We start from the raw sequence: 24,398 nt of genomic DNA, 5'->3' as shown, positions 1-24,398 counted from the left end.
TTCTTCCTGCCGTTTCAAAATCAAATTGTGCTAATGAGCGCGCCGCGCCCGATTGTACGCGGCGCCAAATGATTGCGCTGCCGCCCGCCGAACCGTCGGCGGCAGCAAGGAGTTGCCCATGACCGACGCCAAGAACCTCACCCAACTCGGCAAGCACGTCGAGACGCCACAGAGCCCCGAACAGGCGGTCCTGGAGATCGTGCCGTTCCAGCGCGGCGACGGCCCGCCGGCGATCGTGCGTTTCACTTGCCCGGAATTCACCTCGCTCTGTCCGGTCACCGGCCAGCCCGACTTCGCCCACATCGTTATCGACTACGCGCCCGACCGGACGCTGGTGGAATCGAAGTCGCTGAAGTTGTTCATGACCTCGTTCCGCAACCACGGCGCCTTCCATGAGGAATGCACGGTTATGATCGGCCGCCGCATCGTCGAGGCGACGAAACCGCTCTGGCTGCGCGTCGGCGGCTACTGGTTCCCGCGCGGCGGCATCCCCATCGACGTCTTCTGGCAGACCGGCGCGCCGCCCAAGGACGTATGGCTGCCGGATACCGGCGTCGCGCCTTATCGCGGAAGGGGCTGAAATTTGTTGCGAGAAGCCGGCGGGACAGCGCCCCCCTCTGTGCAGGACAGAAGGGGGCGCGAAGGATTGCCGGCGCTGATCTTCAATCGCCATCACTCGCACTGGTACTGGCTGAGCGCCCATTCGCCGGTCACCGACAGAAGATCGGAGATCTTCCAGCCGCCGCCGATCTTCTTCAGCTTCCATTCGAGGCGATGCTGATGGCCTTCGACGACGAAGGCGACGACCACCTTGGCCTGATCGCCGTTGACGGCCTCGATGGTGCGCAGGCTCTTGTCGATGGCGAGCTTGTCATAATCTGCATTGTCGAGCGCCATGTTGGGATCCAGGCATTCGCCCTGCCCCGAGGCGCGCAGCGCGTCGCTCTTGTCGAGCACGGTTTTCGCCGGATCGACGAAGTTCTTGCGCTGGACCGGATCGAGCTCGAGCCCGAGATGTTCGTAGAAGGGCTTGACCACCGCCGTCGGCGATCCAGGCAGGACAGGCGCGGGCGGCGGCAGTTCGGCCGGCTTGCTTTCCGGCGCCTGGGTTGCGGCGGGCGGCGAGGTATCGACCGCCGGCGGCGACTTGTCGACCGCAGGCGGCGAAGTGTTATCCGCCGGCGCATTGTCGCCCGGGGACGCGTTCGGCGGCGGCGCGCCGAAGAGCCCCTGTGCCGAGGCGCCGCCGTTCAGCCCCGCGGCCAGCATCGACAAGCTCGACAACGCAAGGACGAGACGACGAAGCACGGCATCACTCCGTCGAGGCGCCGCATTCCAGCGCGCTGAGCTTCCAGCCGCTGGTCTTGGAGGTGATGTCGGCGATCTTCCACTTGCCGTCCACTTTCTTCAGCGACCACACCATTTCGCGTTTGGAGTCATCGCCTTGCGGGAAAAGATTGAAGTTCGCCGTCACCTCGGCCGTGTCGCCATTGACGGTCTCGGCGAGCTTCAGCGTCTTCGACAGGGTCTTCTGATCGAAATCCTGGGCGTCGAGGCCCGGGTCGAAATCGATGCAGGACACCTCGTCGGGCTTCTCCTTCTGCGCCTTGTCGTTGGCTTCGAACAGCCTGGTGACCGGCTCGGTGAAGCGGTCGCGATATTTGGCGTCCGCCTCGAACTTCACTTCCGGCACGTAGAAGAACTTCACGGCGTTGGACGCCGGCCCGGCAAGCGCGGCGCCGGGCAACGCAATCGACATGGCAGCGGCAAGCACTATCGGCTTCATGCAGGATCTCCGGAGGTTCGGCGGCGTGGTGGCAAGATCGCCACCACGCATCCTGCATATCGGCTTTTTTGCGGCTCATGAAGTCCTTGCGCTGTCCTTCTCAGGCATCCAGCCAGACGTTCTGGAAGTCCATTTCATAGGTCTGGTGCATCGAGTAGTTCTTCACCTTCTTGTTCATATGGCAGTAGAGCTTCTGCCAGAAGGGCTGGACGATGACGCCGGAGTCCTGCAGGATCGTCTCGACATCCTTCATCACTTCCTTGCGCTTGGCGACGTCGATGAGCGACAGCGCCTCCTTGAGCTTGGCGTCGAAATCCGGGTTGGAATAAGCCGTTTCGTTCCAGGCCTCGCCGGTGCGGTAGCCGAGCGCCAGAACCTGGACGCCCAGCGGGCGCATGTACCAGATGGTCATGGAATAGGGATATTTCGTCCAGTCGTTCCAGAAGGTCGAGCCCGGCAGCACCGTGCGCTTCACCTTGATGCCGGCGTCGCGCAACTGGCCGGCGATCGCGTCGCCGGTATTCTTCTGCCATTCGTCCTCGACCGTGATCAGCTCATGCTCGAAGTCGGCCTGGCCAGCGTCGGCCATCAGCTTCTTGGCGCCAGCGGCGTCGCGCTCCTTCTTGGGCAGCGGATAGTATTCGGGATGGATCGGGCTGACGTGGTGGTTCTCGCCGACCGTGCCGCGCCCATTGTAGCCGAGCTGCATCACCTGGTTGTTGTCGACCGCCATTTGCAGCGCGTTGCGCACCCGCTTGTCGTCATAGGGCTTGTGCGTGACGTTGGTGCGGGCAACGAGCGTGGTTGCCGTCGCCACCTCCGATTTCACCAGATCCATCTTGTCGAGCGGGTCGATGAAGTCGGCCGGCGTCTCGAAATCGAGATCGATCTCGCCGGAATCGAAGGCATTCAGCGTAGCGTTGAAGTCAGTGCCGTAGTCGATGAACTCGACCCCGTCGAGCGGTGCTTCGCCGCCCCACCACTTGCCGTTCTCGCGGCGCTTGACGACCGCCTTCGACCCCACCGAATAAGACACCAGCTCGAAGGCTCCGGTGCCGATCGGCTTCTTGATCGGATCGGCGCCATCCTTGTCGAAGTCGCGGTGGACGACCAGGGCCGGATAGTCGGTGAGGCCCGGGATGATGGCGATATCGGCTTCGTTGAGCTTCAGCTTGACCGTGTGGTCGTCGACCTTGGTGATCGCGCCATCCTTGGCCTTGCCGGTCTTGGCGTCGATCAGCGCGCCGACACGGGCGGCCATGGAATTGCCGGACGCCCCCTTCTCGCACCAGCGGTTCAGATTGGCGACCACGTCGTCGGCGTTGAAGGCATCGCCATTGTTCCAGGTCACGCCCTTGCGCAGATGCAGCGTGTATTCGGTGGCGTCGTCATTGACGTCCCAGCTTTCCAGCAGCACCGGCTCGAAGGTGAACTGGTGCGTGTAGCGTACCAGCGGCTCCAGCCACGTGCGGGTGATGTTCGCCATCTCCGTCCAGTCATAGGTGCGCGGGTCCTTCTGCGCCTTGACCGACATCGCGACATGCAGCGTTCCGCCCTTCTTGGGCTCATCGGCGAGTGCCTTGGTCGGCGCGGCAAGGCCGAGCATGCCATAGGCGAAAGCCGTCGACGCGCCGAAGGCGCTCGCCAGAGCCAGGAATTCGCGCCGGTCGACACGACCCGCCCGCGCCTCCTCTGCCATCGCTTCGATAGCGGCCGGGACCCTGTCACCATTGCTTCTGAAAAGTGTCATTCTCGTTCTCCCATTGATTTCTTCAGGTCTTCGCCCGGTTGGTTTCAACTAACGCTGCTATCCATCAACTAACGCTGTCCGGCAGCTTTTCCTCACGCCGCGCGATCAAATCCGCGAGACCCTCGGCGATGCCCTCGTCGAGCTTCGGTTCCTGGTAGTCGGCGAGCATGGCGCGCGCCTTTTCGCGACCGCGCGTGTCATGGTCCTTCGCGCCTTCGGCGTTCCATTGCTCGAAGGAGTTGAAGTCCATGATGTTCGGCATGAAGAAGGCGCTCTCGAAATGCTCGAGCGTGTGCTGCGTGCCGAGGAAATGTCCTTGCGGACCGACCTCGCGGATCGCCGCCATCGCCTCCTTGAAATCGTCGAAAGGCACGCCGCCGGCATATTTGTACCAGCCGACGAGCTGCTCGCAGTCGGTGGCGAATTTCGAATAGCCGCAGGTGAGGCCCGCTTCCAGCCAGCCGGCGGAATGCCAGATGTAATTGGCGCCGGAGAGGATCGCGGCATGCATCAGCATGTTCGCCTCATAGCCGGCCTGCGCGTCGTTGAGCTTGGAGCCGACATGGAAGCCGGAGGTGCGCCAGGGCAATTTGTATTTCCTGGCCAGCGCGCCCATCAGATACATCATCTGGGCCGCCTCCGGCGTGCCGCCCATCGGAGCGCCGGTCTTCATGTCGACCGTGACCATGAATTGGCCGTAGATCTGCGGCGAGCCCGGGCGGATGAGCTGGGTCAGGGCCACGCCGGCAAGCGCCTCGGCGTTGACTTGCGCCACCGCGCCGACGGCGGAGGCCGAGGTCGACGCGCCGCACAGCGCGAAGGGCGCCAGGATCAGCGGCTGATTGTGGCTGGCATAGACCCGCATGGCGTCGATCATGGTGGCATCCCACACCAGCGGCGAATTGCAGTTGGTGATCGCCACCAGCACAGGGTTGTCGCGCACGAAGTCCTCGCCGAAGACGATGCCAGCCATCGCCATCGTGTCCTCGGCGCGTTCCTTCGACGTCACGATGCCCATGAACGGCTTGTCGGAATGTTTCAGGGCCGAGTGGATGATGTGCAGATGCCGCTTCGGCACGGCGATTTCCATCGGCTCGCAGATGACCGAGCTCGACGAATGCAGCGCCGGCGCCATGTAGGCCATCTTGTGGAAATTGTTGAGGTCGGCGAGCGTGCCGTAGCGGCGCTTGTTGTCGAGGTCGCGGATATAGGGCGCGCCATACATCGGCACGAAGATCGAGTTCTTGCCGCCGACGCGCACGGTGCGCTCGGGGTTGCGCGCGTTGAGCGTGAACTCCGCCGGAACCTTCGAGACGAGTTCCATCAGCAAAGCGCGGTCGATGCGGACACGCGTCTCCCGCACGTCCGCGCCGGCCGCTTTCCAGAGCTCGATCGCCCCGTCGTCGCGGAATTCGCACCCCACCTCCTCGAGGATCTTGAGCGATTCCTCGTGGATCAGCTCCACCGCCTCGTCAGGCACGATCTCATAAGCGGGGATCTTGCGGACAAGGGTCGGGAAGGACGCGATCGGCGCGCTTCTCAGCGCCTTGCGGCCAAGACGGCCACCGCCGCGGCGGTGGGTCTGTTCGGTCAATTCAACGGCCGGTGCGTTCATGGAGCCTCCTTCTTCCCGCCACTCACGTTAGCGAGGCAAAATATGGCTGTGACGCTGGAAAATCCTGATCTTCTGTATAAGCTCACCTTATGCGAAGCCTGCGCCACCTCCTGCCCTCAGCCGGCAGCCTCATCGTCTTCGAAGCCGCGGGCCGGCTGTCGAGCTTCACCGCCGCCGGACGCGAACTCGGCATGACCCAGGCGGCCGTCTCCTATGCCGTGCGCGGCCTGGAGGAGCAGCTCGGCGCCAAGCTCTTCCAACGGCGCCACCGCCAGGTGATTCTGACGGAGGCCGGCGAGCGCTTCCATGCCGACGTTTCGCTCGGCCTGTCGCATATCCGCAAATCGGCGGAGGACCTGCGCCTGCAGGCGACGGGCGGGCACGTGACGCTTGCCGCCTCGACAGCCTTCGGCTCGTTCTGGATGATGCCGCGCCTGCAGCAGTTCCGCGACGAACTGCCGGGCGTCGACCTGCGCATCCAGACCGCCGACCGCGATCTCGACATCATCGCCGAGGGCATTCCGCTCGGGGTGCGCGGCGGCGTGCCGCGCGACTGGCCGGACTATCACTCGCTGTCGCTCTCCGACGAGGAGATCTTCCCGGTCGCGGGACCGAGCTATCTCGCCAAATTCGGCAAGCCGAAGACGGTCGAGGAACTGGCCACGCACCGGCTGATCCATCTCGAGGAGCCCTATCGCGAGGCGCCGAACTGGGACGAATGGTTTGCTTCGGCCGGAACCAGCCTGCGCAACGCAGAGCGCGGCTTGCGCATCAACGATTATGCCCTGGTGATCCAGGCGGTGATGGAGGGGCAAGGCATCTCGCTCGGATGGCGGCATCTGGTCGAGCGGCTGGTTGCGTCCGGGCTGCTGGTGCCGGTGACGGACCATGTGATGCGGACCGGCATCGGCTTCCATGTCATCTGGCCGAAGAACCGCGACCTCAGCGACAATGCGCGCAGGGTCAGGGACTGGCTGGTGGCGCAGGCGTGAAACTGCGCACCGCAAGCCGGCGCATAGCCAGTTCACGGTGCGGCCGACAGGCTCACACCGAGCCGTCGTTCTTCAACCCGAGCACATCGATCCTGTCGATGGTCGGCGGTCCGGCAAACAGGGTCTCGGCATTGGCCATCAAGGCCTTGGCGATCTCGCCGGTGAGATGCGCCTCCCGCCCGGCTTCGTCGTGAAAGGCGTCGAAAACGCCGAAGACGCTTGGCGAAAGCTGCAGGGCAAACCAGATCGGCGTCCCGGCCTCCCGGTTGGCAAGCTGCAGCCCGGCCTGCAGGAAGGCGGCGACGTCCTTTTCCTTGCCGGGCTTGGCTTCGAAACGGGCGAACAGTGCAAGCTTGATCATTTCTTCTCTCCTTCGGTGCACGGCCAGATCGACCGTCGCGGAGCAGGGTCGCAGCACTGAAGCGAAAACAGTATTGGCAGAAATGACTTCTTTGATATCATTCTTGCCATGAACATTTCCGTACTTGTTCTCGACGGCGCATTCGACACCGGGCTGGCCTGCGTTCTGGACGTCTTCGGCACGGCCAACGAACTCGCCGCCATGCTGCCGGCGCCGCCCAACCGCTTCGTCACCACCATCGTGGGGGTTAGCGACAGCGTGCGCACCGCACACGGAATGCAAGTGCCAGCCGTACCGATTGGCAGCGAACCAGCCCCCGACTGGCTTTTGATCCCTGCGCTCGGCCAGAAAATGCCCGAGCCACTGGGCGCTGCCCTGAAGCGGAGCGATGTCGGCGCGGCGGTCAAAGCGCTGCAGGCTCGTTCCGGCGACGGCACACGCATCGGCGCGGCGTGCATCGGCACCTTCGTTCTCGCCGAAAGCGGCCTGCTCGACGGACGGCCATCGACGACGACATGGTGGTTGGCGCCGATGTTCAGGCAGCGTTATCCCGGAATACGGCTCGACGCTTCGCGCATGCTGGTCAATGACGGCCAATTCGTCACCGCGGGCGCAGCGCTCGGCCATATCGATCTCGCTTTGCTGGTGATCCGGCAGGCAAGTCCGGAACTCGCTGCGCTGACCGCGAAATATCTGATCGTCGACAGCCGGCCGCTCCAATCTGCCTACGCAATTTCAGATCACCTTGCCCATTCGAATCCGCTGGTCGAGCGCTTCGAACGCTGGGCGCGTGGACGGCTTGCCGACGGTTTCAACCTCGATGAGGCGGCCGCGGCGCTCGGCGCCAGCAAGCGCACACTGTCACGGCGCGTCAACGATGTGCTGGGCAAGACGCCGCTGTCCTTCTTCCAGGACCTGCGTGTCGAACAGGCGGTGCATCTCTTGAAAACCACATCGGACAGCGTAGAGGAGATCGCGGCCAAGGTCGGCTACGGCGATGGGGTGACGTTGCGCAACTTGTTGCGGCGACGGCTGCGCAAGGGGGTGCGCGAGATCCGCGCCGCCAGCTGATCCACCGCCGCCGTCATTCTGTCCCTCCCCCACCGGCCGCGAATCCGCCTATAATGACCGCATGCCCATCCGCCAGCTTTCCGAAACGATGATCAACCAGATCGCTGCCGGCGAGGTCATCGAGCGTCCGGCGAGCGTGGTGAAGGAGCTGGTCGAGAATGCCCTCGATGCCGGCGCCTCGCGCGTCGAGGTCGTCACGGCGGGCGGCGGTCTGAACCTCATCCGCGTCACCGATGACGGCTCGGGCATTCCCGAAAAGGAGCTGGCGCTGGCGATCGCGCGGCACTGCACCTCGAAGCTCTCCGACGACATCCACGACATCCGCTCGCTCGGCTTCCGCGGCGAGGCGCTGCCCTCGATCGGTTCCGTCGCGCGGCTGTCGATCCGATCGCGCACGGCAAGCGGCGACAGCGCGGCCGAGATCGGCATCGACGGCGGGCGCGTCTTACCGGTGAAGCCGGCGGCGGCCAATCGCGGCACCACGGTCGAAGTGCGCGACCTCTTCTTCGCCACGCCGGCCAGGCTCAAATTCATGAAGGGCGAGCGCGCCGAAAGCTCGGCCACCGGCGACGTGGTGAAGCGCATCGCGATCGCTTTCCCGGCCGTGCGCTTCACGCTTGCCGGTCCCGACCGCTCGACGCTGGAACTGCCGGCTACGGACGACACGCCGGAAGGCCGCCTTGCCCGCGTCGCGCAGGTGATGGGCAAGGATTTTCCAGACAATGCCATTGCCATCGATGCCGCGCGGGAGGGTGTCCACCTCGCCGGCCACGTCTCGATCCCGTCCTACACGCGGGCGAACGCGCTGCAGCAATATGCCTATGTCAACGGACGGCCGGTGCGCGACAAGCTGATCGCCGGCGCGATCCGCGGTGCCTTCGCCGACGTTCTGCCGCGCGACCGGCATGCGGTGACCGTGCTGTTCCTGTCGCTTGATCCATCGACCGTGGACGTCAACGTGCATCCGGCCAAGGCCGATGTGCGGTTCCGCGATCCCGGACTGGTGCGCGGGCTGATCGTCGGAGCCATCCGCGAGGCGCTGGCCGGCGCCGGCATCCGCGCGGCGACCACGGGGGCCGCCGGCATGATGGCGGCATTCCGGCCGGGGGCGGCGCCCTACTCGCATGCCGGCCCGGCCAACGGCCATCGCAGCTACGAGGCCGCTTATCACGCTTCCGGCTCCGGAGGCTTCGATCCGTTGCGCTCGGCGCAGCGGCCACTCGACATGGGCTACGGTGAACCAAGGCCGCGGTCCAACGGCTTTGCCGAAAACGAGCAGGCCGCCTTCGACACCGGCCCGCTCGCCAGTGCCGACGCTCGGGCCGGCGTCGCTGAGCCGGCCGAAGCGCTGCTTGGCATGATATTAGGCGCGGCGCGCGCGCAGGTGCATGAGAACTACATCGTCGCCCAGACGCGGGATTCGCTCGTCATCGTCGACCAGCATGCCGCACATGAGCGGCTGGTCTACGAGGCGCTGAAGAATGCGCTGCATGCGCGCGCGGTGCCGTCGCAGATGTTGCTTTTGCCCGAGATCGTCGACCTGCCGGAAGAAGATGCCGAGCGGCTGGCGATGCATTCCGACACGCTCGCCAAATTCGGCCTCGGCCTCGAGCGCTTCGGCCCCGGCGCGGTGGCGGTGCGCGAGACGCCGTCGATGCTGGGCGAGACCAATGTGCAGCAGCTGGTGCGCGACCTTGCCGACGAGATCGCCGACAACGACACCGTCGAGACGCTGAAGGAACGGCTGGACAAGATCGCCGCGACCATGGCCTGCCACGGCTCGGTGCGCTCGGGCCGGCTGCTCAAGGCCGAGGAGATGAATGCGCTGCTGCGCCAGATGGAGGCGACGCCCGGGTCCGGCACCTGCAACCATGGCCGCCCGACCTATATCGAGCTCAAGCTCGCCGACATAGAAAGGCTGTTCGGGCGGCGGTGATCTCTTGGCTGTTGCGCATTGCCAAGGTTGGTGAGATGTGCCTGAGCATCATTTCTTCCGATGGTATTTTCTTGTCTTGAGGTTGAGGACATAGTCGTTCGCGCTTGCGAATTTGCCGCCTCCAAAATCCACTGAAATGACGACTTTGCCGCCCTCCACCCATTTTTGCACGTTCATGTAAATGGGCGTCGTCGACATACCGGCGTTGCAGTCCTCATCGTCGAAGCCGATCTCCTGAACGGCCTTCCTTTTCTTCTTATCGATCACCAGCATTTTCGTCATGCAGATGCCGGCGTCGGACTTCGTGTAGATCCCCGCAAATCTGTCGCGGGTCGTCTCAGCCCAAAAGGGAATTTCAACGATGCCGTCGATCTTCAGGTCGCCTGTATTGTCAAGACTCGCGACCTTCCTGAGCGTAACGGGAAATTTGTCCACGCCTTTGCTCCAGCTTCCCGCAACGCCGCTGTCGCTGATCTCGAGAGAGAAAGGACATCCCGTGGTGTCGACGGGTGTCTTCGACCCCATCACCAACACGCGCTCGAATTCCTTGTCGTCCGCGATTTCGCACAGCGTGAGCCTTTGGCCGTCCGCCTTGCCGTAGATTGCAACGGGACTTTGCCTGGCGTCGTAGAAGTAGCTTCCTTCGACGGTGATGCCGCTGCCGAAGCTGGCATAGCGCTGCACGGAGAAATGGACCGGGTTCGGCCCGATGGAGCCTTCGTAGTTTTCCACCTGGTACCAGCCCGCGAAGGCTTTCCCGCTTAGCATCAGCAGGCAGAAAACCGTGGCAATGAAGCCTCTTCCCATCCCGATCCCCCTCATCAAGTCGGATCAGGATAGCTCGCCCTGTGCCTACATCACAGAGGGCATCGGTGACGGATCGCAAATCATCAATCGAGTCGGGAAACGATCACAACTCTCTGATCTACCGCTTCAAATTCACCACGATCACGCCGCCCAGCGCCAGCGCGCCGCCGAGGATGCCTAGCAGCGACGGCACTTCGCCCAGCCAGAAGAAGCCGATCAAGGCGGAGGTCGGCGAGACGAGGTAGAGAAAGTTAGACGCACGTGCGGCAGGCAGGCGCGAGAGCGCGGTCGCCCAGGCGGCATAGGCGATCAACGAGGGCACGATGCCGAGATAGATGACGGCGCCGAGACCGGCGGTGTCGGCGACCGCCGCCTGCGAAAACGCTTCCGGCAGGAACGGCGACAGGCAGAGCGCGCCGAGCACCATATTGGAGGCGGAGATCGTCAGCGGATGATGGCGGGCAAAGAGCGGCTTTTGCACGATGGTGTTGACGGCGGAACAAAGTGCTGAGCCCAGCACCAGCAGCGCGCCGGCGTTGAAATGCAGGCCGTGCCCGTCGGCGACCGCGATGATGCCGATGCCGGCGAAGGAAATGACGGTGCCCAGCCAGGCAAGCCCCGAGAAGCGCTCGCCAAGCAGCGCCATCGCCATGATGGCGGTGAAGATCGGGCTGACATTGATGATGAAGCCGGCCGCGCCCGCCGAGACGGTCAGCTCGCCGAAATTGAGCATGGCGGTGTAGAGCGCGACGAAGATGGCGCCGCCGAAGCCGAAGCGCCACAATTCGTCGATCCTGGGCAGCGCCGGGCGCTTCACCGCGAGGAAAATGGCGGCCGGAACCGCCGCGATGGCAAAGCGCAGCGCCCCTAACTCCAGCGGCTGGAAGGCGGCAAGGCCGGCGCGGATTGCCGGGAAAGCCGAGGCCCAGCCGATGACCGTCAACGTCACCGCGACCGCGGCGGCGGTGTCCATGCGCTGTGTCTCATTCAACGTGCCGGTGTAAGCGCTCATTGCCGTAACCTCGTCTTTCCTCGCCATGGACGCAGAAAACGCCATTGCCGGGCAATTGACAAACGACCAATTCGAGGGTCAGCTGTGAATATGGATCACAGCTCCGACCAGATACTGCCGCTCGAAACCTTGCGCGCCTTCGATGCGGCGGCGCGTATGGGGAGTTTTTCCGCGGCGGCTGAAAAGCTCAACCTCACCCATGGCGCGGTGAGCCGCCAGATCGCCAAGCTGGAGGACTGGCTTGGCTTGAAGGTGTTCGAGCGCAACGCGCGCGGCGTGACGCTGACGATCGAGGGTAACCGCCTGCATTTGCGGACCACCGAGGCCTTCGCGCTGATCTCGGTCAACTCCGACCGCTGGGTCGAGCCGCGCGGCACCGCCGTGGTGCGGCTGGCTTCGATCCCGTCGGTGAGCGGGCTATGGCTGATGCCGCGCATGGCCGCATTGGAGAACCATCCGACCAAGCTGCGCATCGTGCTCGACGTCGACAACCGCCAGGCCGACCTCGCCGACGAAGGCATCGACCTTTCGGTGCGCTGCGGGCGCGGCCGCATCCCGGGCCGCGTCTCGGTGCAACTGTTCGAGGAGCATGTTTTCCCGATCGCCTCGCCCGAGCTGGCGAAGGAGATCGGACGAGGCGACCCAGCCCGGCTGCTGAAATTCCCGCTGATCAACGATTCCGACGCTTCCGCTTGGCGCGCCTGGTTCGCGGCGCAGGACGTGGATTATCGCCCGCGCCCGCAGGACCGGCGTTTCGAAGACTATAATCTGGTGCTCGACGCGGCGGCGCACGGGCTGGGTATCGCGCTGGCGCGACCGCCGCTCACGGCGGACCAGATCGGGTCCGGCCGTATCGTCGCCGTCGATGAGCGCGTCGCGCTCAATCCGGTGTCTTATTGGATGGACCGCCCGGTCGGCCGGCCGCGCGCGGCGGCGGCGGACCTTGCCAGGCGCATCGCCGAACAGGCAGGGCTTGCTCCGGAAAAGCTCGAAGCTTTCCTTCAGGACGACGGCTAAAGCGCGTCGCGCTGAAACGGATTCAGGCGACGCGCTTAAGTCTTTGTTTTGATGCATGTCGTTGTCCCAGAACCGCTGCGCACTTCCGGGCGACATGCATTGGAGCGTTTCACCGTTTCACGGAAACGGCGAACCGCTCCATCTCCTTATTTTTTGACGCAATTCCGGACGGAAAGGCTACGGCGAAGTCGCCGGACCTAACCGCTCACACTTTTCCTGGTTAGCGAAGCAGCAGCACCATGATCGTTGCCGTCACCGCAGAGACGATGGCCGTGACAACCGAGATCGTCCAAAGGGATATCGGCGCGGCTTCCGATCGCGGGGCGTGTCCAGCCGGGCGGACGGAGGCACCGCGCGGCTGAGGCGCGTTGGCATTGGCCGCGACCAGCGCTGAAGCGGAAGCGATGGCCGGCGAAAACGTGGATAATGCCGGCGCAACCGTGGGCCTGGACGTATTGTCGGTAACCGCTGCCGGTGGCGGGACGAAGCCGCGTGGGGCCTGATCGGTATCCGTCGCCGCCCGGCCGGTCGAGGGTCTTGCCGGCGTATCGTCGACGGCGGCATCGGGCTCCATGACGGCCCGGTAGGCGTCCTCGACCTCGGAGGACGACAGGCGTTGCGATGCCTGAGCGGCCTGGCGCGGCTGCGCGCTTTGCAGCGACTGGGCCGCGATTTGCGCCGCCTGCCCCGTCGTGGGGGCCGGTGGCTGGATCAGCGCCTTGATCAAAGCCGTCGTCGCCGGATCGGCCTTGGGCGACGGCACCGCCTGCGGCGTGAGCGCCTCATTGATCAGCGTCTTCAGGCGGGTCGAGGCGATGTCCATGCCGGATTCCGGAAACCATTTTGCCGCTCAGCCATACTGGATGAGCATTGCGTCAAGCTTGACGTTGCTTGCGATTTGTGGCGATTGAAACCCGATGAACTCAAGCGTCTTTTCATGATGAACCGTTTCGAAGGCCCGGGCGGCAGGGAAGCCCGGATCCGTTATCTCGACGGCGACTTCCAGGTCACCAGTCCCGGCTCTTTCGTGCGCTGCGCGGTGACGGGCGAGAACATTCCCCTCGACGAGCTCAAATATTGGAGCGTTGCCCGGCAGGAGCCCTATGTGAACGCGGCGGTCTCGCTTGCCCGCGAGATCGAGATGCACCCGGAATTGCGCAAGCGGGGATAGGCCATGCGAGCCCATGGCACCGCGGCCATCGACCTCGACCGCTTAGGGCACTGCATTGAAAAACTTCAGGAAATCTCTCAAGACCCTTGTTCGCATGCCGCTTGTCATGCGTGCGAGATTGCGCGATCGGGCGGTGTCGAGGGCGCCCCGATTCAAGCTGACGGCCTGCGCCATCTTCCGTGAGGAAGCGCCGTTCCTGGCCGAATGGATCAGGTTCCACCAGAATGTGGGATTTGAGCATTTCTATCTCTACAACAACTTCTCGATCGACGACTTCAAAGCCGTGTTGAACCCGTTCATCCAGGAGGGGCTGGTTACGCTGGTCGACTGGCCGCGGCCGGTGGGGCAACTGTCGGCTTATAGGGACTGCATCCGCAGGCACTGGCGTGAAGCGTTGTGGATCGGATTCTTCGACATCGATGAGTTTCTTTTCGCGCCCGACGGACGTGACGTGCCCTCGGTTCTGAGGGACTATCGCGACCTGCCAGGCGTTTGCGTCTGGCAAGCGTTCTATGGCTCCTCCGGCCATGTCGAGCGACCGGAACGGCGGGTGGTCGAGGCATACACGATGCGAGCCGGGCCGGACATCACGACGGTCAAGACAATCCTCAATCCCCGCATGGTCTACAAGCCGGGCGTCCATCAGTCGAAATTCCTGTCCGGTGAAGGGATGGACACCCATCGACGGACCATCGCGCCCGGCGTGCCTCCCCAGCTCGATATCCTGAGGATCAATCACTATTGGTCGCGCTCGCTCGCCGACCTTGACCAGAAAATCCGGCGCGGCGACGCCTCGACTTCCGCGCTGCGCGACAGGGATTGGCATTTCGACTTCGAGAGCAAGCTCAATGTCGAGCGCGACGAGGCGATCCTGAGGGCGATGCGGCGCCCAGGATAGCCGTAGCCACCTCCTCTTCCCCCTCCCATCGACGGTCTCAGGCCGTCATTTCAGTGCTGACACTTTCGCATTTCTGAGGCTATTAGACAGCAAAGGGCGATGGGTACGGGGGTTATCGTGAAGGTTCTTGTGACGGGTGGGGCCGGCTTTATCGGCTCGCATCTATGCGACCTGCTGCTCGCACGGGAACGCCAGGTAATATGTGCCGACAATTTTTCGACCGGCTCGGAGGAAAACATCCGTCACCTTCTGGGCAATCCAAATTTCGAGTTTCTCAGGCACGACGTTACCGTCCCTCTCAAAGTCGAAACGGATGAGATCTTCAATCTCGCCTGCCCGGCCTCGCCCGTTCACTATCAGCGCATTCCGATCGAGACGACCAGGACCTGCGTCTATGGAGCGATCAACATGCTCGATCTCGCATGCGCTTCCGGAGCCAGGATTCTTCAGGCATCGACATCCGAGGTCTATGGCGATCCGCAAGTCCATCCTCAGACCGAGGCCTATTGGGGCCACGTCAATCCGATCGGGCCGCGCAGCTGTTACGACGAAGGCAAGAGATGTGCCGAAGCGCTGTTCTTCGACTACTGGCGCCAGTCGAAATTGCCGATCAAGGTGGTGCGCATCTTCAACACATACGGACCGCGCATGCACCTGTCGGATGGACGGGTGGTCAGCAATTTCATCGTCCAGGCCCTGCGGAACGACCCCATAACCATCTACGGCGACGGAAGCCACACGCGCAGCTTCTGCTATGTCGACGACCTCGTGGACGCGATGGCTCGGATGATGGCTGCGCCCAACGATTTCGTGGGCCCCCTCAACGTTGGGAACCCGACGGAAGTCACGATCCTGGAACTGGCCGAACTTGTATTGGGTATCGTCGGCGGCAAGTCCAAAATCGAGTTCAAGCCCCTCCCGCAGGACGATCCCCGCCAGCGCCAACCCGACATAGGCCTGGCGCGAGCGACGCTGGACTGGTCTCCTCGCGTCGCTCTCGAAGATGGGCTCGGCGAGACGGTTCGCTACTTCCGCCGGCTGATCGACGGCAATTGACGGCGGGCACCGGGCAAGCCGGCGCTGGACCTGAAGACCGCTTGACGCTTTTCGGCACCACGCTCAAAGCTCAGCCCCGCATCTTGCGCAGGCGCCAGGCGTCGAGCGTCTCGTCTACGATGCGTTCGGGCACATGATCGAGCTCGAACACGGCCTCGATATCGAGCACGTCCAGTTGATCGAGGAAACCGGAGGGCGTCTCGCCATGGCGCAGCCGCGCGGCGTCCTTTGCCGTGGTGACGAGGCGCAGCCCCTCCTGCCGGGCAAGCATCAGGAGGTCGCCTAGCTCGTCCTGGGCGTAGAAATGATGGTCCGGGAAGGCTCGCGACAGTGCGACTTCGCCGCCCGCGCCGCGCACCGTATCGAAGAATTTCTCCGGATGGCCGATGCCGGCGAAGGCCAGGAAGCGGCCGCCGGCGAAGCGCGACGGGTTGGCTGGCTCGACCTGCGCCAGGAAGATCGGCCGGCCGGCGCGCGCCGCCTGGCGCACGACGCCGTCGGCGGCGGCCCCCTCGCCCATCTTCAGCAGGCCGCTGGTGAAGACCAGTTGGTCGACGACCCTGGCGCGGAGCGGCCCGCCCGGGATGACGCGGCCGTTGCCGATGCCGAAGCGGGCGTCGACCACGACCAACGCATAGTCGATGTGGATTCGCGCCGACTGGAAGCCGTCATCCATGATCAGGAAGTCGCAGCCATGTTCCTCGATGAGCAGCTTCGCGCCGGCGGCGCGGTTCGCCGTCACCGCGACGGGCGCATGTTCGGCCAGAAGCAGCGGCTCGTCGCCGACATGCTTGGCGGCGTCATGATGCGCGTCGACGACATGCGGCCTGGCGAAAGACCCGCCGTGGCCGCGCGACAGGAAGCCTGGCGTGAGTTGCATGCGCCTGGCCTGCCTGGCCAAGGCAATGGCGACCGGCGTCTTGCCGCTGCCGCCGACGGTCAGGTTGCCGACGCACAGCACCGGCGCTGCGACCTTCTCGCGCGGGGCGTGGCGCATGCGGCGGCCGGCGACCAGCCCATAGATCGCCGATGCGGGCGACAGCGCAAGCACGCGCCAGTCCGGCTTTTCCCACCAGAAGGGTGGCGCTTCGCTGGTCATCGCGCTTGCCCCATGCGTCTCGGCTTCGCGCATGGACTTTTCCAAAAACCGGTCCCGATTTTTGGCATCATGATCTAGCGCCCGTTTGCGCCTTTCAGGCGCGCCTTGACAACCAGCGGCTGGATATAGGGCTCCAGCGATTTCAGCGTGCGGGCAAGCGCGCCGCGCATCTCGTCGACGGTGGCAGCACCGGCCGCCATCATTTCGTGGCGCGCCGCTTCGTTGCTCAAAAGGAAATTGACGGCTCCGGTCAGCATGTCGCGGTCGCGCACCAGCTTGGCGCCGCCGCTGTCGAGCAGACGCTGATAGGCCTCGCGGAAATTCTGCACGTTACGGCCGGCCAGCACTGCGGTTTCGAGCATCGCCGGCTCGAGCGGGTTCTGGCCGCCTTGCGAAGTCAGCGAGCGGCCGACGAAAGCGATCTCCGTCAGCCTTAGATAAAGGCCCATTTCGCCGATCGTGTCGCCGAGAAGGATGTCGGTATCGTGGGAGATGCGGTCACCCTTGCCGCGCCTTGCCACGGACAGGCCCATGCCGGAAATCTGCGCGGCCAGCGCATCGGCGCGATCGGGGTGACGCGGCACGATGATGGTCAAGAGCCCGTGATGGCGCTTGTGCAGGCTGGCATGGACCTCCGCGGCCACGACCTCCTCGCCATCGTGGGTCGAGATCGCAGCCCAGGTCGGACGGCCGCCGATCTGGCGCTGCAGGGTGGCTAAGGCCCGCTCGTCGGCCGGCGGCGGGCTGGTGTCGACCTTGAGGTTGCCGGAAACGGTGACCGGCCGGGCGCCCAGCGCGCGGAACCGCTCGCCGTCGACATCCGACTGGGCAATGACGTGGGCAAGGTTCTCGAACAGCGCCTCGGCAACGCCGGCGCGCTTCTTCCAGGACATGAAGGAGCGGTCGGACAACCTGCCATTGACCAGAACCTGCGGCACGTTGCGGGCGCCAAGCTCCAGGATGGTCATCGGCCAGATTTCCGATTCGGCGATGATCGCCAGTTCCGGCCGCCAGTGATCGAGGAAGCGGCTTACCGCCGGCTTGAGATCGAGCGGCACATATTGGTGGATGATGCGGCTGCCGAGACGCTCTTCGGCGACCTTGGCCGAGGTCACGGTGCCGGTGGTCAGGACGATGTTGACGCCATAGTCGAGGATGCTCTCGACCAGCGGCACCACCGCGATCGTCTCGCCCACGCTTGCGGCATGGATCCAGATCACCGGCCCTTCCGGACGGGGACGGCCGGCGACGCCATAGCGTTCGCGGCGGCGGACGCGATCCTCCTTGCCGCGCGAGGCGCGCCAGGCGACATAGGGGCCGATCAGCGGATAGGCGGCCGCCCCCGCATAGCGATAGGCAGTCAGGGCCGCACGCGCCCAGCGCTCGCTCATTTGCCGCCGTCCACGAGGCGATAAGCCTCAGCCGTCGCGACATTGAGAGAGGCAGTGAGCTCCTGGCGCTTGCGCTCCATCTCGGCGTCGTCGGCATCGGCGGGCACGAAGACAGGCGGCCCCACGATGACCGCGGAGCGGCCGAAAGGCAGGTTGATGGTGGTCTTGTCCCAGCTCTTCTCCAGCACCTTGCGGCGGCTGGTGGCGATGGCCGAGGGCAGGATCGGCCGGCCGGAAAGCCTTGCCAGGAGAACGATGCCAAGCCCGGCGTCGCGCGGCGTGCCGTTCGGGATGTCGGCGATCATGGCGACGTTCTTGCCCGCGACGAGCGACTTCTTGAGCGCGATCAAGGCCTTGGCGCCACCTTTGTCGAGATGCCTCGAACTGTTGCGGCCGCCCGAGCCGCGCACCGCCTCGATGCCGAATTTCTCGATCATCAGCGCCTGGAGCTCGGCGTCGGCGCTGCGCGAAACCATGGCGACCAGCTGCCGGCCCTTGGGATAATAGGCGGGGGTCAAAAGATGCTGGCCGTGCCAGAGCGCGATGATGCCGGGCTCGAGATGGGCATAAGCGCCACCAGCTACCTGGGTCGAGCCCTCGACCAGCGGGCTGGTGAGGCGAATCAGCCGCAGGAACCAGGCGAACAGGCTGGCGATGAAGTTCTTGACGAAACTCGACTGCGCCAACGGCTCGCGGATACGCCGCCACAGCGTGCGCGTTCCGCCGCGCCTGGCGGCGCGCCGCCTGGTCGCCCCTTTCACCGCTTCATGCTCCATCGACGTCAACCGCCGACCTTCGATTCTGGATCGAGCAGACGGTGCAGATGAACAACGAAATAGCGCATATGGGCATTGTCGACACTGGCCTGCGCCTTGGCTTTCCAGGCGCCAAGCGCGGTCTGATAGTCGGGATAGATGCCGACAATGTCGAGGGAGTCGAGGTCACGGAACTCGGTTCCACCCAGCTTTTTCAGCTCGCCACCGAAAACCAGGTGCAAAAGCTGCTTCTTTCCGTCTTCCACGGCCATGCCGACCCTTCGCAGATTCATGAGTTTTGTGAAACGTTTAGCCCAAAGCGGCCGATTTTGGAACTGCGGGCCGACTCACCCTTGGTCAATGCCGGCAATGACGCCGGCGAGCACGGCAAGCAGCTCGCCGCTGCCGGCGGCGAGCGCGCCGTGATTGATCACCTCGCCAGCGTAGCGCGGCGGCTTGCCGGTACGGTCGAGCAATGCGCCGCCGGCCTCGGTGAGGATCAGATCGGCGGCGGCGATGTCCCAGTCATGCGCGCTCGGCTTGACGAAGGTCGCGTCGAGCTTGCCTGCGGCGATCATCGCCAGCCGATAGGCAAGCGAAGGAATGTAGGCGGTCCGCCGCAGCCTGTCTTGCCAGGCCTCCGGCATCAAGTCGACCAGCGGCTTGGGTCCGCCGATATCAACGCTTTCGCCCAGCGGACGCACATGGATGCGCTTGTCGTTCAGATAGGCGCCCTCGCCCGGCAGCGCCCAATAGGTCTCGCGTTTGGCCGGGCATTCGAGCACGCCGGCCAGCGAACGCCCGTCCTCGACCACGGCGACGCTGACGCACCAGGAATGCAGGCCGTCGAGAAAGCCGCGCGTGCCGTCGATCGGATCGACGACGAAGGTGCGGCGGGCCGACAGCCTGGCATGGTCGTCGGCGGTCTCCTCCGACAGCCAGCCATAATCCGGACGCGCCCGGAGCAAGGTCTCGCGCAGATAGGCGTCCGCAGCATGGTCTGCCTCGCTCACCGGCGAGGTGCCGCCCTTCATCCACACCTGCGGGTTGTTGCCGAAATAACGCATGGCGATGGCGCCGGCCTCGCGGGCGGCCTCGCGCAGCAGAGCGAGGTCGTCGCGGGCCTCATTCGAAGTCAATTGGTCAAGCGCCGGCAAGGGTCATCCCTTCAATCAGGAGCGTCGGCGCCGCCGTGCCGAAATTGCGGTCGAGATCGTTGGCCGGCACCATGTTGAGGAACATGGTCTTCAGGTTCGAGGCGATCGTCACCTCGGCCACCGGATAGGCCAGCGCGCCGTTCTCGATCCAGTAGCCGGAAGCGCCGCGGCTGTATTCACCGGTCACCATGTCGACGCCCTGGCCGAAGACCTCGGTGACATAGAAGCCGCTCTTCAACGACGCGATCAAATCCTGCGGCGAACGCTCGCCTGGCTCGATGGCAAAGTTGGTCGAGGATGGCGAAACCGACGAGCCGCTGCGCGAGCCGCGTCCATTGGTGACGAGACCGAGCTCGCGCGCGGCCGAGGTCGACAGGAACCAGTGGTTCAACACGCCCTTCTCGACCATCAGCAGCTTGTCGCCCTCGACGCCCTCGCCATCGAACGGGCGGGAGGCCTGGCCGCGCCGCCGCAAAGGCTCGTCGGTGACGGTGATGGCGGCCGAGGCCACCGCTCTGCCCATCATGTCGCGCAGGAAGCTGGTCTTGCGGGCGACCGCGGCGCCGTTGATGGCGCCGGCCAGATGGCCGGCTATGCCGCGCGCGACGCGCGGATCGAACACCACGTCGACCGGGCCGGTCGCCGCCTTGCGGGCGCCGAGGCGACGCACCGCGCGTTCGCCGGCCTTGCGGCCGATCTCTTCCGGCGCGTCGAGATCGGCGAAATGCTGGCGCGAGGAGAATTCGTAGTCGCGCTCCATCGCCGTGCCCTCACCCGCGATGACGCTGGTCGAGCGCGAGAAACGCGAGGCGACGTATTGGCCGACAAAGCCATGCGAAGTGGCGAGAACCAGGCCTCCCAGGCCGGCGCCGGCGCTGCTGCCCGCGGAATTGGTGACGCCCTTGACCGCCAATGCGGCCGCTTCGGCGGCAAGGGCAGCTTCCTTGAGCTGGTCGGCGGAAACTTCGGTCGGGTCGAAGAGATCGAGATCGCGCAAATTGCGGGCGAGCAGCGCGGGATCGGCGAGGCCCTGGAACGGATCCTCGGGCGAAACCCTGGCCATGGCAACGGCACGCTCGGCAAGCGCCTTCGGGTCGGATGCGGCGGTGGCCGAGACGCTCGCCACACGCTGGCCGACGAAGACGCGCAGCGACACATCCTCGCTCTCCGACGATTCGGTGCCCTCGACCTTGCCCAGCCGGACCGAGACGCCGGCCGAACGGCCGCGCACCGCGACCGCGTCGGCCGCGTCGGCGCCGGCGCGCCTGGCAGCCTCGACGAGCGCCGCGACGCGATCGGTCAATTTCGCTGCGTCGGGCTTATCGGTCATAAGGTTGTTCCCGTTTGTTCACGCAGTCTGCCAAGCCGGATCCGGCCGCGTCCATCCGTGGCTGCCACCGCACCATCTATGGAGGCTCCCGCACCATCTATTGTTCCATTGCCGCTTGTGCAATGGGCGGCGGGCAATCAGGATACCGCGACCAAATCGCCCAAAAGCGACAGGAAGGGGTTCCGATCGCGGGAAGAGCGTTCACGCTCCGATGAAGGGGGTTGGCCGCGCGCGTCAGCGCCGAGCTGATGGCGCCGGGCTAAAATGGGGGAAGGATGGAGTATTTCGTCGGTGGAGAGTTTACCTATGACTGGACCTCCCATCACCTGAAGCTTTGGGAGGAGCTTCTCGGCGACAAGGCCGGCACGGCAACGGCGGTGCTCGAAATCGGCTCCTTCGAGGGCCGTTCGGCGCTGTTTTTCCTGCAGTTCCTGCCAAAATCCCGCATCACCTGCGTGGACAGCTTCCAGGGCGGCGAAGAGCATGTCGGCTCGAAGTATGAATCGGACATGGCCGAGGTCGAACGACGCTTCGACCGCAATCTCAAGCCCTTCGCCGGCCGGGTCGAGAAACGCAAGGGCCACACGGTAACGATCCTGCCGGGCCTTGCCGCCGAACACCGGCTATACGACGTGATCTATGTCGACGGCGATCATTCCGCCACAGCCACTTACAGCGATGCCCGACTGGCCTGGGACCTGCTCGACAATGATGGTGTCATGATCCTGGACGATCATCCGTGGGGGCCAGATCTGCCGATGGCCAGGCGCCCCGAGGCAGGGATCGAAGCCTTCCTGAGCCAGGTCGCCGGGGAATACGAGCTGTTGCACCGGGACCAGCAGATCATCATTCGCAAGAACGGGATCGTCGCGGCCAAGTCATTCACGATCGCTGGACGCGACATCGGCGAACTGGCCGGCGGCGCGCTGTCGCCGCCGCTCGTCAGCTTCGTCGTCATCAACTGGAATTACGGCCGCTATGTCGGCGCGGCAATCGATTCCATACGCCGGCAGGACTATCCGCATTTCGAGTGCATCGTCATCGACAACGGCTCGACCGACGACAGCGTGCAGGTGATTGCCCGGCATGTCGAGGGCGATCCGCGTTTCCGGGTCGAGACGCTGGCGCAAAACGGCGGCCAGCTCGGCGCCGCCCTGTGGTCAATGGACAAGGTGAATGGCGGATTCGTGACCTTCGTGGACGCGGATGATGTGCTGTTCGACAACTACGCTTCGACGCACATCCAGGTGCACATGGCGTTGCAACGAAGCGTCGGCTTCACGTCAGCCAACGTCGCCGAGATGGATTCGACGGGCAAGGCCCTGACGGGCTCCTACCAGCAACTCCAGTTGAACAGACCGCACGCGCAACGAGGCCTTCGAGGCGAGCAGACCGTGTTGAGACTGCCGACGGTGTCCCCCTCGCAATACCGGCTCCTCGACGCCAACACGGCGACCATACCGCGGTGGCAAATAGGCTGGCTCTGGGCGCCAGGCAGCGCGAACATGTTCCGTACATCGGTGCTGCGTCTGTTGAGCCTGGACGACGGCAGCAACCCGCGGATGACGTCGGCGGACGGCTATTTCAATACGATCTGCCATGCCGTTGCCGGTAGCGCGCTGATCGACATGCCGCTGTCCGGCTATCGCCTGCACTCGAGCAACTATTTCGCGACCGGTGAAAGCATCGAGGGCATGCGTAGCGGAACAAGAGATTACACTATCAAGTTGGAGCAATTCACATATGAAAGCGTAAGATTCCTGATCGAACAAAGCGACCGTTTCGACTGGGTTCTGGGGGCAGAGTTTTGGCCTGTCGTAGACCGGGTCACACGGGAAAACCCTGATAAGTTGCGCGACTATTTCAGCAATGAGATCGCGGTCGAGATATTCAAGCGCAACGCGCCGCAATTGAGGTCTGTCTTCGGTGCCAAAGGATTCAGCAGGGAGGTCACGGCCCGGTTTTCCGGCGCACAGGCAAGATCTATCCTCAGAGCCGGTTTCGGAGGCGGAATTCCGATGCGCGTCCTTCGCAAAATGTTGTCCCGCGATCTCCGCGCCTTCCTGAAGAGGAAGCCGAGACGATAATGACCGCGCCGAAAATCAGCTTCCTCATCATCAACCACAATTACGGCCGCTATGTCGGCCAAGCGATATCGAGCGTTCTGTCACAAACTTATGACGACTTCGAATGCCTCGTCGTCGACAACGCCTCGACCGACGACAGCCGCGATGTCATCGCGGGGTTCGAGAATACCGAACCCAGGCTGGCGTTCGAATATCTGGACAGCAACCTGCACCAGATGGGCGCATTCCTTCACGTCGTGGATCGCCTGGTGGGGGAATTGGTCTGTATCGTGGACGCCGACGATTTCCTGTTCGCGACCTTCGCGGCCTTCCACGCCCAGCTTCATCGCGACTGCCCGACGATCGCGGCAACGTCGAGCGGCGTTCTTGAAACCGACCATGCCGGGCGCCCGCTGTCTTCCGGTTTTGCATGGCTGCTGCACCGCAGGGTGGGCAGGCCCTTCGATCCCGATCGCTCAAATTCAGATCACATGATCTTGGGAGGACGAGAGCGCGAGTTGCTCTGGCAACAGTCAACGGTGATAGAACCGCACGAACCCGGCTGGCACTGGTCGCCTGGAACGGCGAACATGTACAAGCGGCATTATCTTGCCCGATGCAAGCCATCTCGGGCCGTTGTCGGCAATGCCGCGACCGACAATTATTTCATGCCGTTCGTGCATGCCTTGGCTGGTTCGGCCTGCATAGATCTTCCGCTTTCGGCCTACCGAATTCACGGAAGCAACGTGCATGGCGCGCAGCCCTCCATGCCGGGCCTGAGGACATTCAGCAAAGCCGCCCATCAGCGCTCGTGCGCGCGGCGAAGCGCCATCGTGCGCGAACTGGCTTCACGTGCCCGGGATTTTGTCTCGACCCACGGACGTGCTTTCTGGACCCTGATGGATGCCCCCAGCGTGCCGGATGGGGTTCCGTTGAACGCATATTTCAACGACCCTGCAATTCAGGATATTTTGGCCGATCATTTCGACGAGATCCTGGCGGCATGCGGAGAAGCCGAGACGCGCGAGGCTTTGCGCGCCCGCATGGGGCGCAAAGGTTACAAACAATTCCTGGCCTTGCATGGTAAGAGAAAATCCCGACCTGATTCAAGGGCCGACGGCGGCTAAG

24 protein-coding genes are annotated in these 24,398 nt (G+C 64.1%); 10 read left to right on the top strand and 14 right to left on the bottom strand.

Annotated elements, in window-relative coordinates:
- Window positions 1–118 precede the first annotated feature (118 nt).
- On the top strand, window positions 119–580 hold the full coding sequence (queF, locus tag FJ424_RS07945; protein WP_140656414.1) for a preQ(1) synthase: 462 nt from the start codon (window positions 119–121) through the stop codon (window positions 578–580).
- Between the two features lie 92 nt (window positions 581–672).
- On the opposite strand, the gene FJ424_RS07940 is transcribed toward queF, so the two are convergent.
- From FJ424_RS07940 to FJ424_RS07925, 4 genes are all read right to left on the bottom strand, one after another.
- Window positions 673–1,308 (bottom strand): hypothetical protein, encoded by a 636-nt coding sequence (locus FJ424_RS07940; protein ID WP_140656417.1) that lies wholly within the window; start codon window positions 1,306–1,308, stop codon window positions 673–675.
- 4 nt (window positions 1,309–1,312) lie between these two features.
- Window positions 1,313–1,786, bottom strand: a complete 474-nt coding sequence (locus FJ424_RS07935) for a DUF3828 domain-containing protein (RefSeq protein WP_140656420.1) — start codon at window positions 1,784–1,786, stop codon at window positions 1,313–1,315.
- Window positions 1,787–1,886: 100 nt separating this feature from the next.
- Entirely contained in the window at window positions 1,887–3,536 is a 1,650-nt protein-coding gene (locus tag FJ424_RS07930; RefSeq protein ID WP_140656423.1) for an ABC transporter substrate-binding protein, read from the bottom strand.
- A gap of 64 nt (window positions 3,537–3,600) precedes the next feature.
- Entirely contained in the window at window positions 3,601–5,151 is a 1,551-nt protein-coding gene (locus tag FJ424_RS07925) for a trimethylamine methyltransferase family protein (protein WP_140656426.1), read from the bottom strand.
- Window positions 5,152–5,240: 89 nt separating this feature from the next.
- On the opposite strand from FJ424_RS07925, the gene FJ424_RS07920 reads away from it, so the two are divergent.
- The gene (locus FJ424_RS07920; protein WP_140656429.1) at window positions 5,241–6,143 is read left to right on the top strand and encodes a LysR substrate-binding domain-containing protein; all 903 of its coding nucleotides are present in this window, start codon (window positions 5,241–5,243) and stop codon (window positions 6,141–6,143) included.
- Window positions 6,144–6,195: 52 nt separating this feature from the next.
- On the opposite strand, the gene FJ424_RS07915 is transcribed toward FJ424_RS07920, so the two are convergent.
- Window positions 6,196–6,504, bottom strand: a complete 309-nt coding sequence (locus FJ424_RS07915) for an antibiotic biosynthesis monooxygenase (protein ID WP_140641219.1) — start codon at window positions 6,502–6,504, stop codon at window positions 6,196–6,198.
- 108 nt (window positions 6,505–6,612) lie between these two features.
- On the opposite strand from FJ424_RS07915, the gene FJ424_RS07910 reads away from it, so the two are divergent.
- Both FJ424_RS07910 and mutL read left to right on the top strand, forming a co-directional pair.
- On the top strand, window positions 6,613–7,575 hold the full coding sequence (locus FJ424_RS07910; protein ID WP_140656432.1) for a helix-turn-helix domain-containing protein: 963 nt from the start codon (window positions 6,613–6,615) through the stop codon (window positions 7,573–7,575).
- Between the two features lie 61 nt (window positions 7,576–7,636).
- A complete protein-coding gene (gene mutL, locus FJ424_RS07905; RefSeq protein WP_140656434.1) occupies window positions 7,637–9,511 on the top strand; it encodes a DNA mismatch repair endonuclease MutL in 1,875 nt (624 codons plus the stop codon).
- Between the two features lie 48 nt (window positions 9,512–9,559).
- Here the strand turns inward: mutL and FJ424_RS07900 are convergent, their stop codons facing one another.
- Window positions 9,560–10,318: a hypothetical protein gene (locus FJ424_RS07900; RefSeq protein WP_140656437.1), complete on the bottom strand. Its 759-nt coding sequence runs from the start codon at window positions 10,316–10,318 to the stop codon at window positions 9,560–9,562.
- Between the two features lie 118 nt (window positions 10,319–10,436).
- Window positions 10,437–11,330: an EamA family transporter gene (locus tag FJ424_RS07895; protein WP_140656439.1), complete on the bottom strand. Its 894-nt coding sequence runs from the start codon at window positions 11,328–11,330 to the stop codon at window positions 10,437–10,439.
- Window positions 11,331–11,420: 90 nt separating this feature from the next.
- On the opposite strand from FJ424_RS07895, the gene FJ424_RS07890 reads away from it, so the two are divergent.
- The gene (locus FJ424_RS07890; protein ID WP_140656524.1) at window positions 11,421–12,347 is read left to right on the top strand and encodes a LysR substrate-binding domain-containing protein; all 927 of its coding nucleotides are present in this window, start codon (window positions 11,421–11,423) and stop codon (window positions 12,345–12,347) included.
- Window positions 12,348–12,567: 220 nt separating this feature from the next.
- Here the strand turns inward: FJ424_RS07890 and FJ424_RS07885 are convergent, their stop codons facing one another.
- Window positions 12,568–13,170 (bottom strand): hypothetical protein, encoded by a 603-nt coding sequence (locus FJ424_RS07885; RefSeq protein WP_140656442.1) that lies wholly within the window; start codon window positions 13,168–13,170, stop codon window positions 12,568–12,570.
- A gap of 114 nt (window positions 13,171–13,284) precedes the next feature.
- Between FJ424_RS07885 and FJ424_RS07880 the strand changes: the two genes are divergently transcribed.
- From FJ424_RS07880 to FJ424_RS07870, 3 genes are all read left to right on the top strand, one after another.
- Window positions 13,285–13,518 carry a DUF2093 domain-containing protein gene (locus FJ424_RS07880; protein ID WP_040986608.1) on the top strand — a complete coding sequence of 78 codons (234 nt, stop codon included), beginning with the start codon at window positions 13,285–13,287 and terminating at the stop codon, window positions 13,516–13,518.
- 106 nt (window positions 13,519–13,624) lie between these two features.
- On the top strand, window positions 13,625–14,416 hold the full coding sequence (locus FJ424_RS07875; protein WP_246677178.1) for a glycosyltransferase family 92 protein: 792 nt from the start codon (window positions 13,625–13,627) through the stop codon (window positions 14,414–14,416).
- Window positions 14,417–14,515: 99 nt separating this feature from the next.
- Window positions 14,516–15,472 carry a UDP-glucuronic acid decarboxylase family protein gene (locus tag FJ424_RS07870; protein WP_140656448.1) on the top strand — a complete coding sequence of 319 codons (957 nt, stop codon included), beginning with the start codon at window positions 14,516–14,518 and terminating at the stop codon, window positions 15,470–15,472.
- Between the two features lie 70 nt (window positions 15,473–15,542).
- Here the strand turns inward: FJ424_RS07870 and lpxK are convergent, their stop codons facing one another.
- The 6 genes from lpxK to FJ424_RS07840 form a co-directional block, all read right to left on the bottom strand.
- Complete coding sequence (gene lpxK / locus FJ424_RS07865) at window positions 15,543–16,571, bottom strand: tetraacyldisaccharide 4'-kinase (RefSeq protein ID WP_140656526.1); 1,029 nt, start codon at window positions 16,569–16,571, stop codon at window positions 15,543–15,545.
- Window positions 16,572–16,645: 74 nt separating this feature from the next.
- Window positions 16,646–17,962, bottom strand: coding sequence for a lipid IV(A) 3-deoxy-D-manno-octulosonic acid transferase (waaA, locus tag FJ424_RS07860; protein ID WP_140656451.1), 1,317 nt, complete (start codon window positions 17,960–17,962; stop codon window positions 16,646–16,648).
- The gene (locus FJ424_RS07855; RefSeq protein ID WP_140641575.1) at window positions 17,959–18,738 is read right to left on the bottom strand and encodes a lysophospholipid acyltransferase family protein; all 780 of its coding nucleotides are present in this window, start codon (window positions 18,736–18,738) and stop codon (window positions 17,959–17,961) included. Before FJ424_RS07855 ends, waaA begins: the two co-directional genes overlap by 4 nt.
- Window positions 18,739–18,743: 5 nt before the next feature.
- Window positions 18,744–18,989 carry a DUF4170 domain-containing protein gene (locus FJ424_RS07850; RefSeq protein ID WP_140641199.1) on the bottom strand — a complete coding sequence of 82 codons (246 nt, stop codon included), beginning with the start codon at window positions 18,987–18,989 and terminating at the stop codon, window positions 18,744–18,746.
- A 75-nt stretch (window positions 18,990–19,064) separates the two neighbouring features.
- The gene (locus tag FJ424_RS07845; protein WP_140656454.1) at window positions 19,065–19,874 is read right to left on the bottom strand and encodes a 3'(2'),5'-bisphosphate nucleotidase CysQ; all 810 of its coding nucleotides are present in this window, start codon (window positions 19,872–19,874) and stop codon (window positions 19,065–19,067) included.
- Complete coding sequence (locus tag FJ424_RS07840; protein WP_140656457.1) at window positions 19,861–21,204, bottom strand: TldD/PmbA family protein; 1,344 nt, start codon at window positions 21,202–21,204, stop codon at window positions 19,861–19,863. Before FJ424_RS07840 ends, FJ424_RS07845 begins: the two co-directional genes overlap by 14 nt.
- 275 nt (window positions 21,205–21,479) lie before the next feature.
- Here FJ424_RS07840 and FJ424_RS07835 point away from each other — a divergent pair, with 275 nt between their 5' ends.
- Window positions 21,480–23,291 (top strand): glycosyltransferase, encoded by a 1,812-nt coding sequence (locus FJ424_RS07835; RefSeq protein WP_140656460.1) that lies wholly within the window; start codon window positions 21,480–21,482, stop codon window positions 23,289–23,291.
- Window positions 23,291–24,397 (top strand): glycosyltransferase family A protein, encoded by a 1,107-nt coding sequence (locus FJ424_RS07830; protein ID WP_140656464.1) that lies wholly within the window; start codon window positions 23,291–23,293, stop codon window positions 24,395–24,397. The genes FJ424_RS07835 and FJ424_RS07830 overlap by 1 nt, the downstream gene beginning before the upstream one ends.
- Window position 24,398 lies beyond the last annotated feature (1 nt).

Origin of the sequence: Mesorhizobium sp. B3-1-8 (genome assembly GCF_006439495.1) — a bacterium.
GTDB lineage: Bacteria > Pseudomonadota > Alphaproteobacteria > Rhizobiales > Rhizobiaceae > Mesorhizobium.
This window is presented reverse-complemented; position numbering and strand designations above follow the sequence as displayed.

Coding starts and splice junctions, on each gene's coding strand:
- queF (WP_140656414.1), top strand. CDS start 119: ATGACCGACGCCAAGAACCTCACCCAACTCGGCAAGCACGTCGAGACG.
- FJ424_RS07935 (WP_140656420.1), bottom strand. CDS start 1,786: ATGAAGCCGATAGTGCTTGCCGCTGCCATGTCGATTGCGTTGCCCGGC.
- FJ424_RS07930 (WP_140656423.1), bottom strand. CDS start 3,536: ATGACACTTTTCAGAAGCAATGGTGACAGGGTCCCGGCCGCTATCGAA.
- FJ424_RS07925 (WP_140656426.1), bottom strand. CDS start 5,151: ATGAACGCACCGGCCGTTGAATTGACCGAACAGACCCACCGCCGCGGC.
- FJ424_RS07920 (WP_140656429.1), top strand. CDS start 5,241: ATGCGAAGCCTGCGCCACCTCCTGCCCTCAGCCGGCAGCCTCATCGTC.
- FJ424_RS07915 (WP_140641219.1), bottom strand. CDS start 6,504: ATGATCAAGCTTGCACTGTTCGCCCGTTTCGAAGCCAAGCCCGGCAAG.
- FJ424_RS07910 (WP_140656432.1), top strand. CDS start 6,613: ATGAACATTTCCGTACTTGTTCTCGACGGCGCATTCGACACCGGGCTG.
- mutL (WP_140656434.1), top strand. CDS start 7,637: ATGCCCATCCGCCAGCTTTCCGAAACGATGATCAACCAGATCGCTGCC.
- FJ424_RS07900 (WP_140656437.1), bottom strand. CDS start 10,318: ATGGGAAGAGGCTTCATTGCCACGGTTTTCTGCCTGCTGATGCTAAGC.
- FJ424_RS07895 (WP_140656439.1), bottom strand. CDS start 11,330: ATGAGCGCTTACACCGGCACGTTGAATGAGACACAGCGCATGGACACC.
- FJ424_RS07890 (WP_140656524.1), top strand. CDS start 11,421: ATGGATCACAGCTCCGACCAGATACTGCCGCTCGAAACCTTGCGCGCC.
- FJ424_RS07885 (WP_140656442.1), bottom strand. CDS start 13,170: ATGGACATCGCCTCGACCCGCCTGAAGACGCTGATCAATGAGGCGCTC.
- FJ424_RS07880 (WP_040986608.1), top strand. CDS start 13,285: ATGATGAACCGTTTCGAAGGCCCGGGCGGCAGGGAAGCCCGGATCCGT.
- FJ424_RS07875 (WP_246677178.1), top strand. CDS start 13,625: ATGCGTGCGAGATTGCGCGATCGGGCGGTGTCGAGGGCGCCCCGATTC.
- FJ424_RS07870 (WP_140656448.1), top strand. CDS start 14,516: ATGGGTACGGGGGTTATCGTGAAGGTTCTTGTGACGGGTGGGGCCGGC.
- lpxK (WP_140656526.1), bottom strand. CDS start 16,571: ATGACCAGCGAAGCGCCACCCTTCTGGTGGGAAAAGCCGGACTGGCGC.
- waaA (WP_140656451.1), bottom strand. CDS start 17,962: ATGAGCGAGCGCTGGGCGCGTGCGGCCCTGACTGCCTATCGCTATGCG.
- FJ424_RS07855 (WP_140641575.1), bottom strand. CDS start 18,738: ATGGAGCATGAAGCGGTGAAAGGGGCGACCAGGCGGCGCGCCGCCAGG.
- FJ424_RS07850 (WP_140641199.1), bottom strand. CDS start 18,989: ATGGCCGTGGAAGACGGAAAGAAGCAGCTTTTGCACCTGGTTTTCGGT.
- FJ424_RS07840 (WP_140656457.1), bottom strand. CDS start 21,204: ATGACCGATAAGCCCGACGCAGCGAAATTGACCGATCGCGTCGCGGCG.
- FJ424_RS07835 (WP_140656460.1), top strand. CDS start 21,480: ATGGAGTATTTCGTCGGTGGAGAGTTTACCTATGACTGGACCTCCCAT.
- FJ424_RS07830 (WP_140656464.1), top strand. CDS start 23,291: ATGACCGCGCCGAAAATCAGCTTCCTCATCATCAACCACAATTACGGC.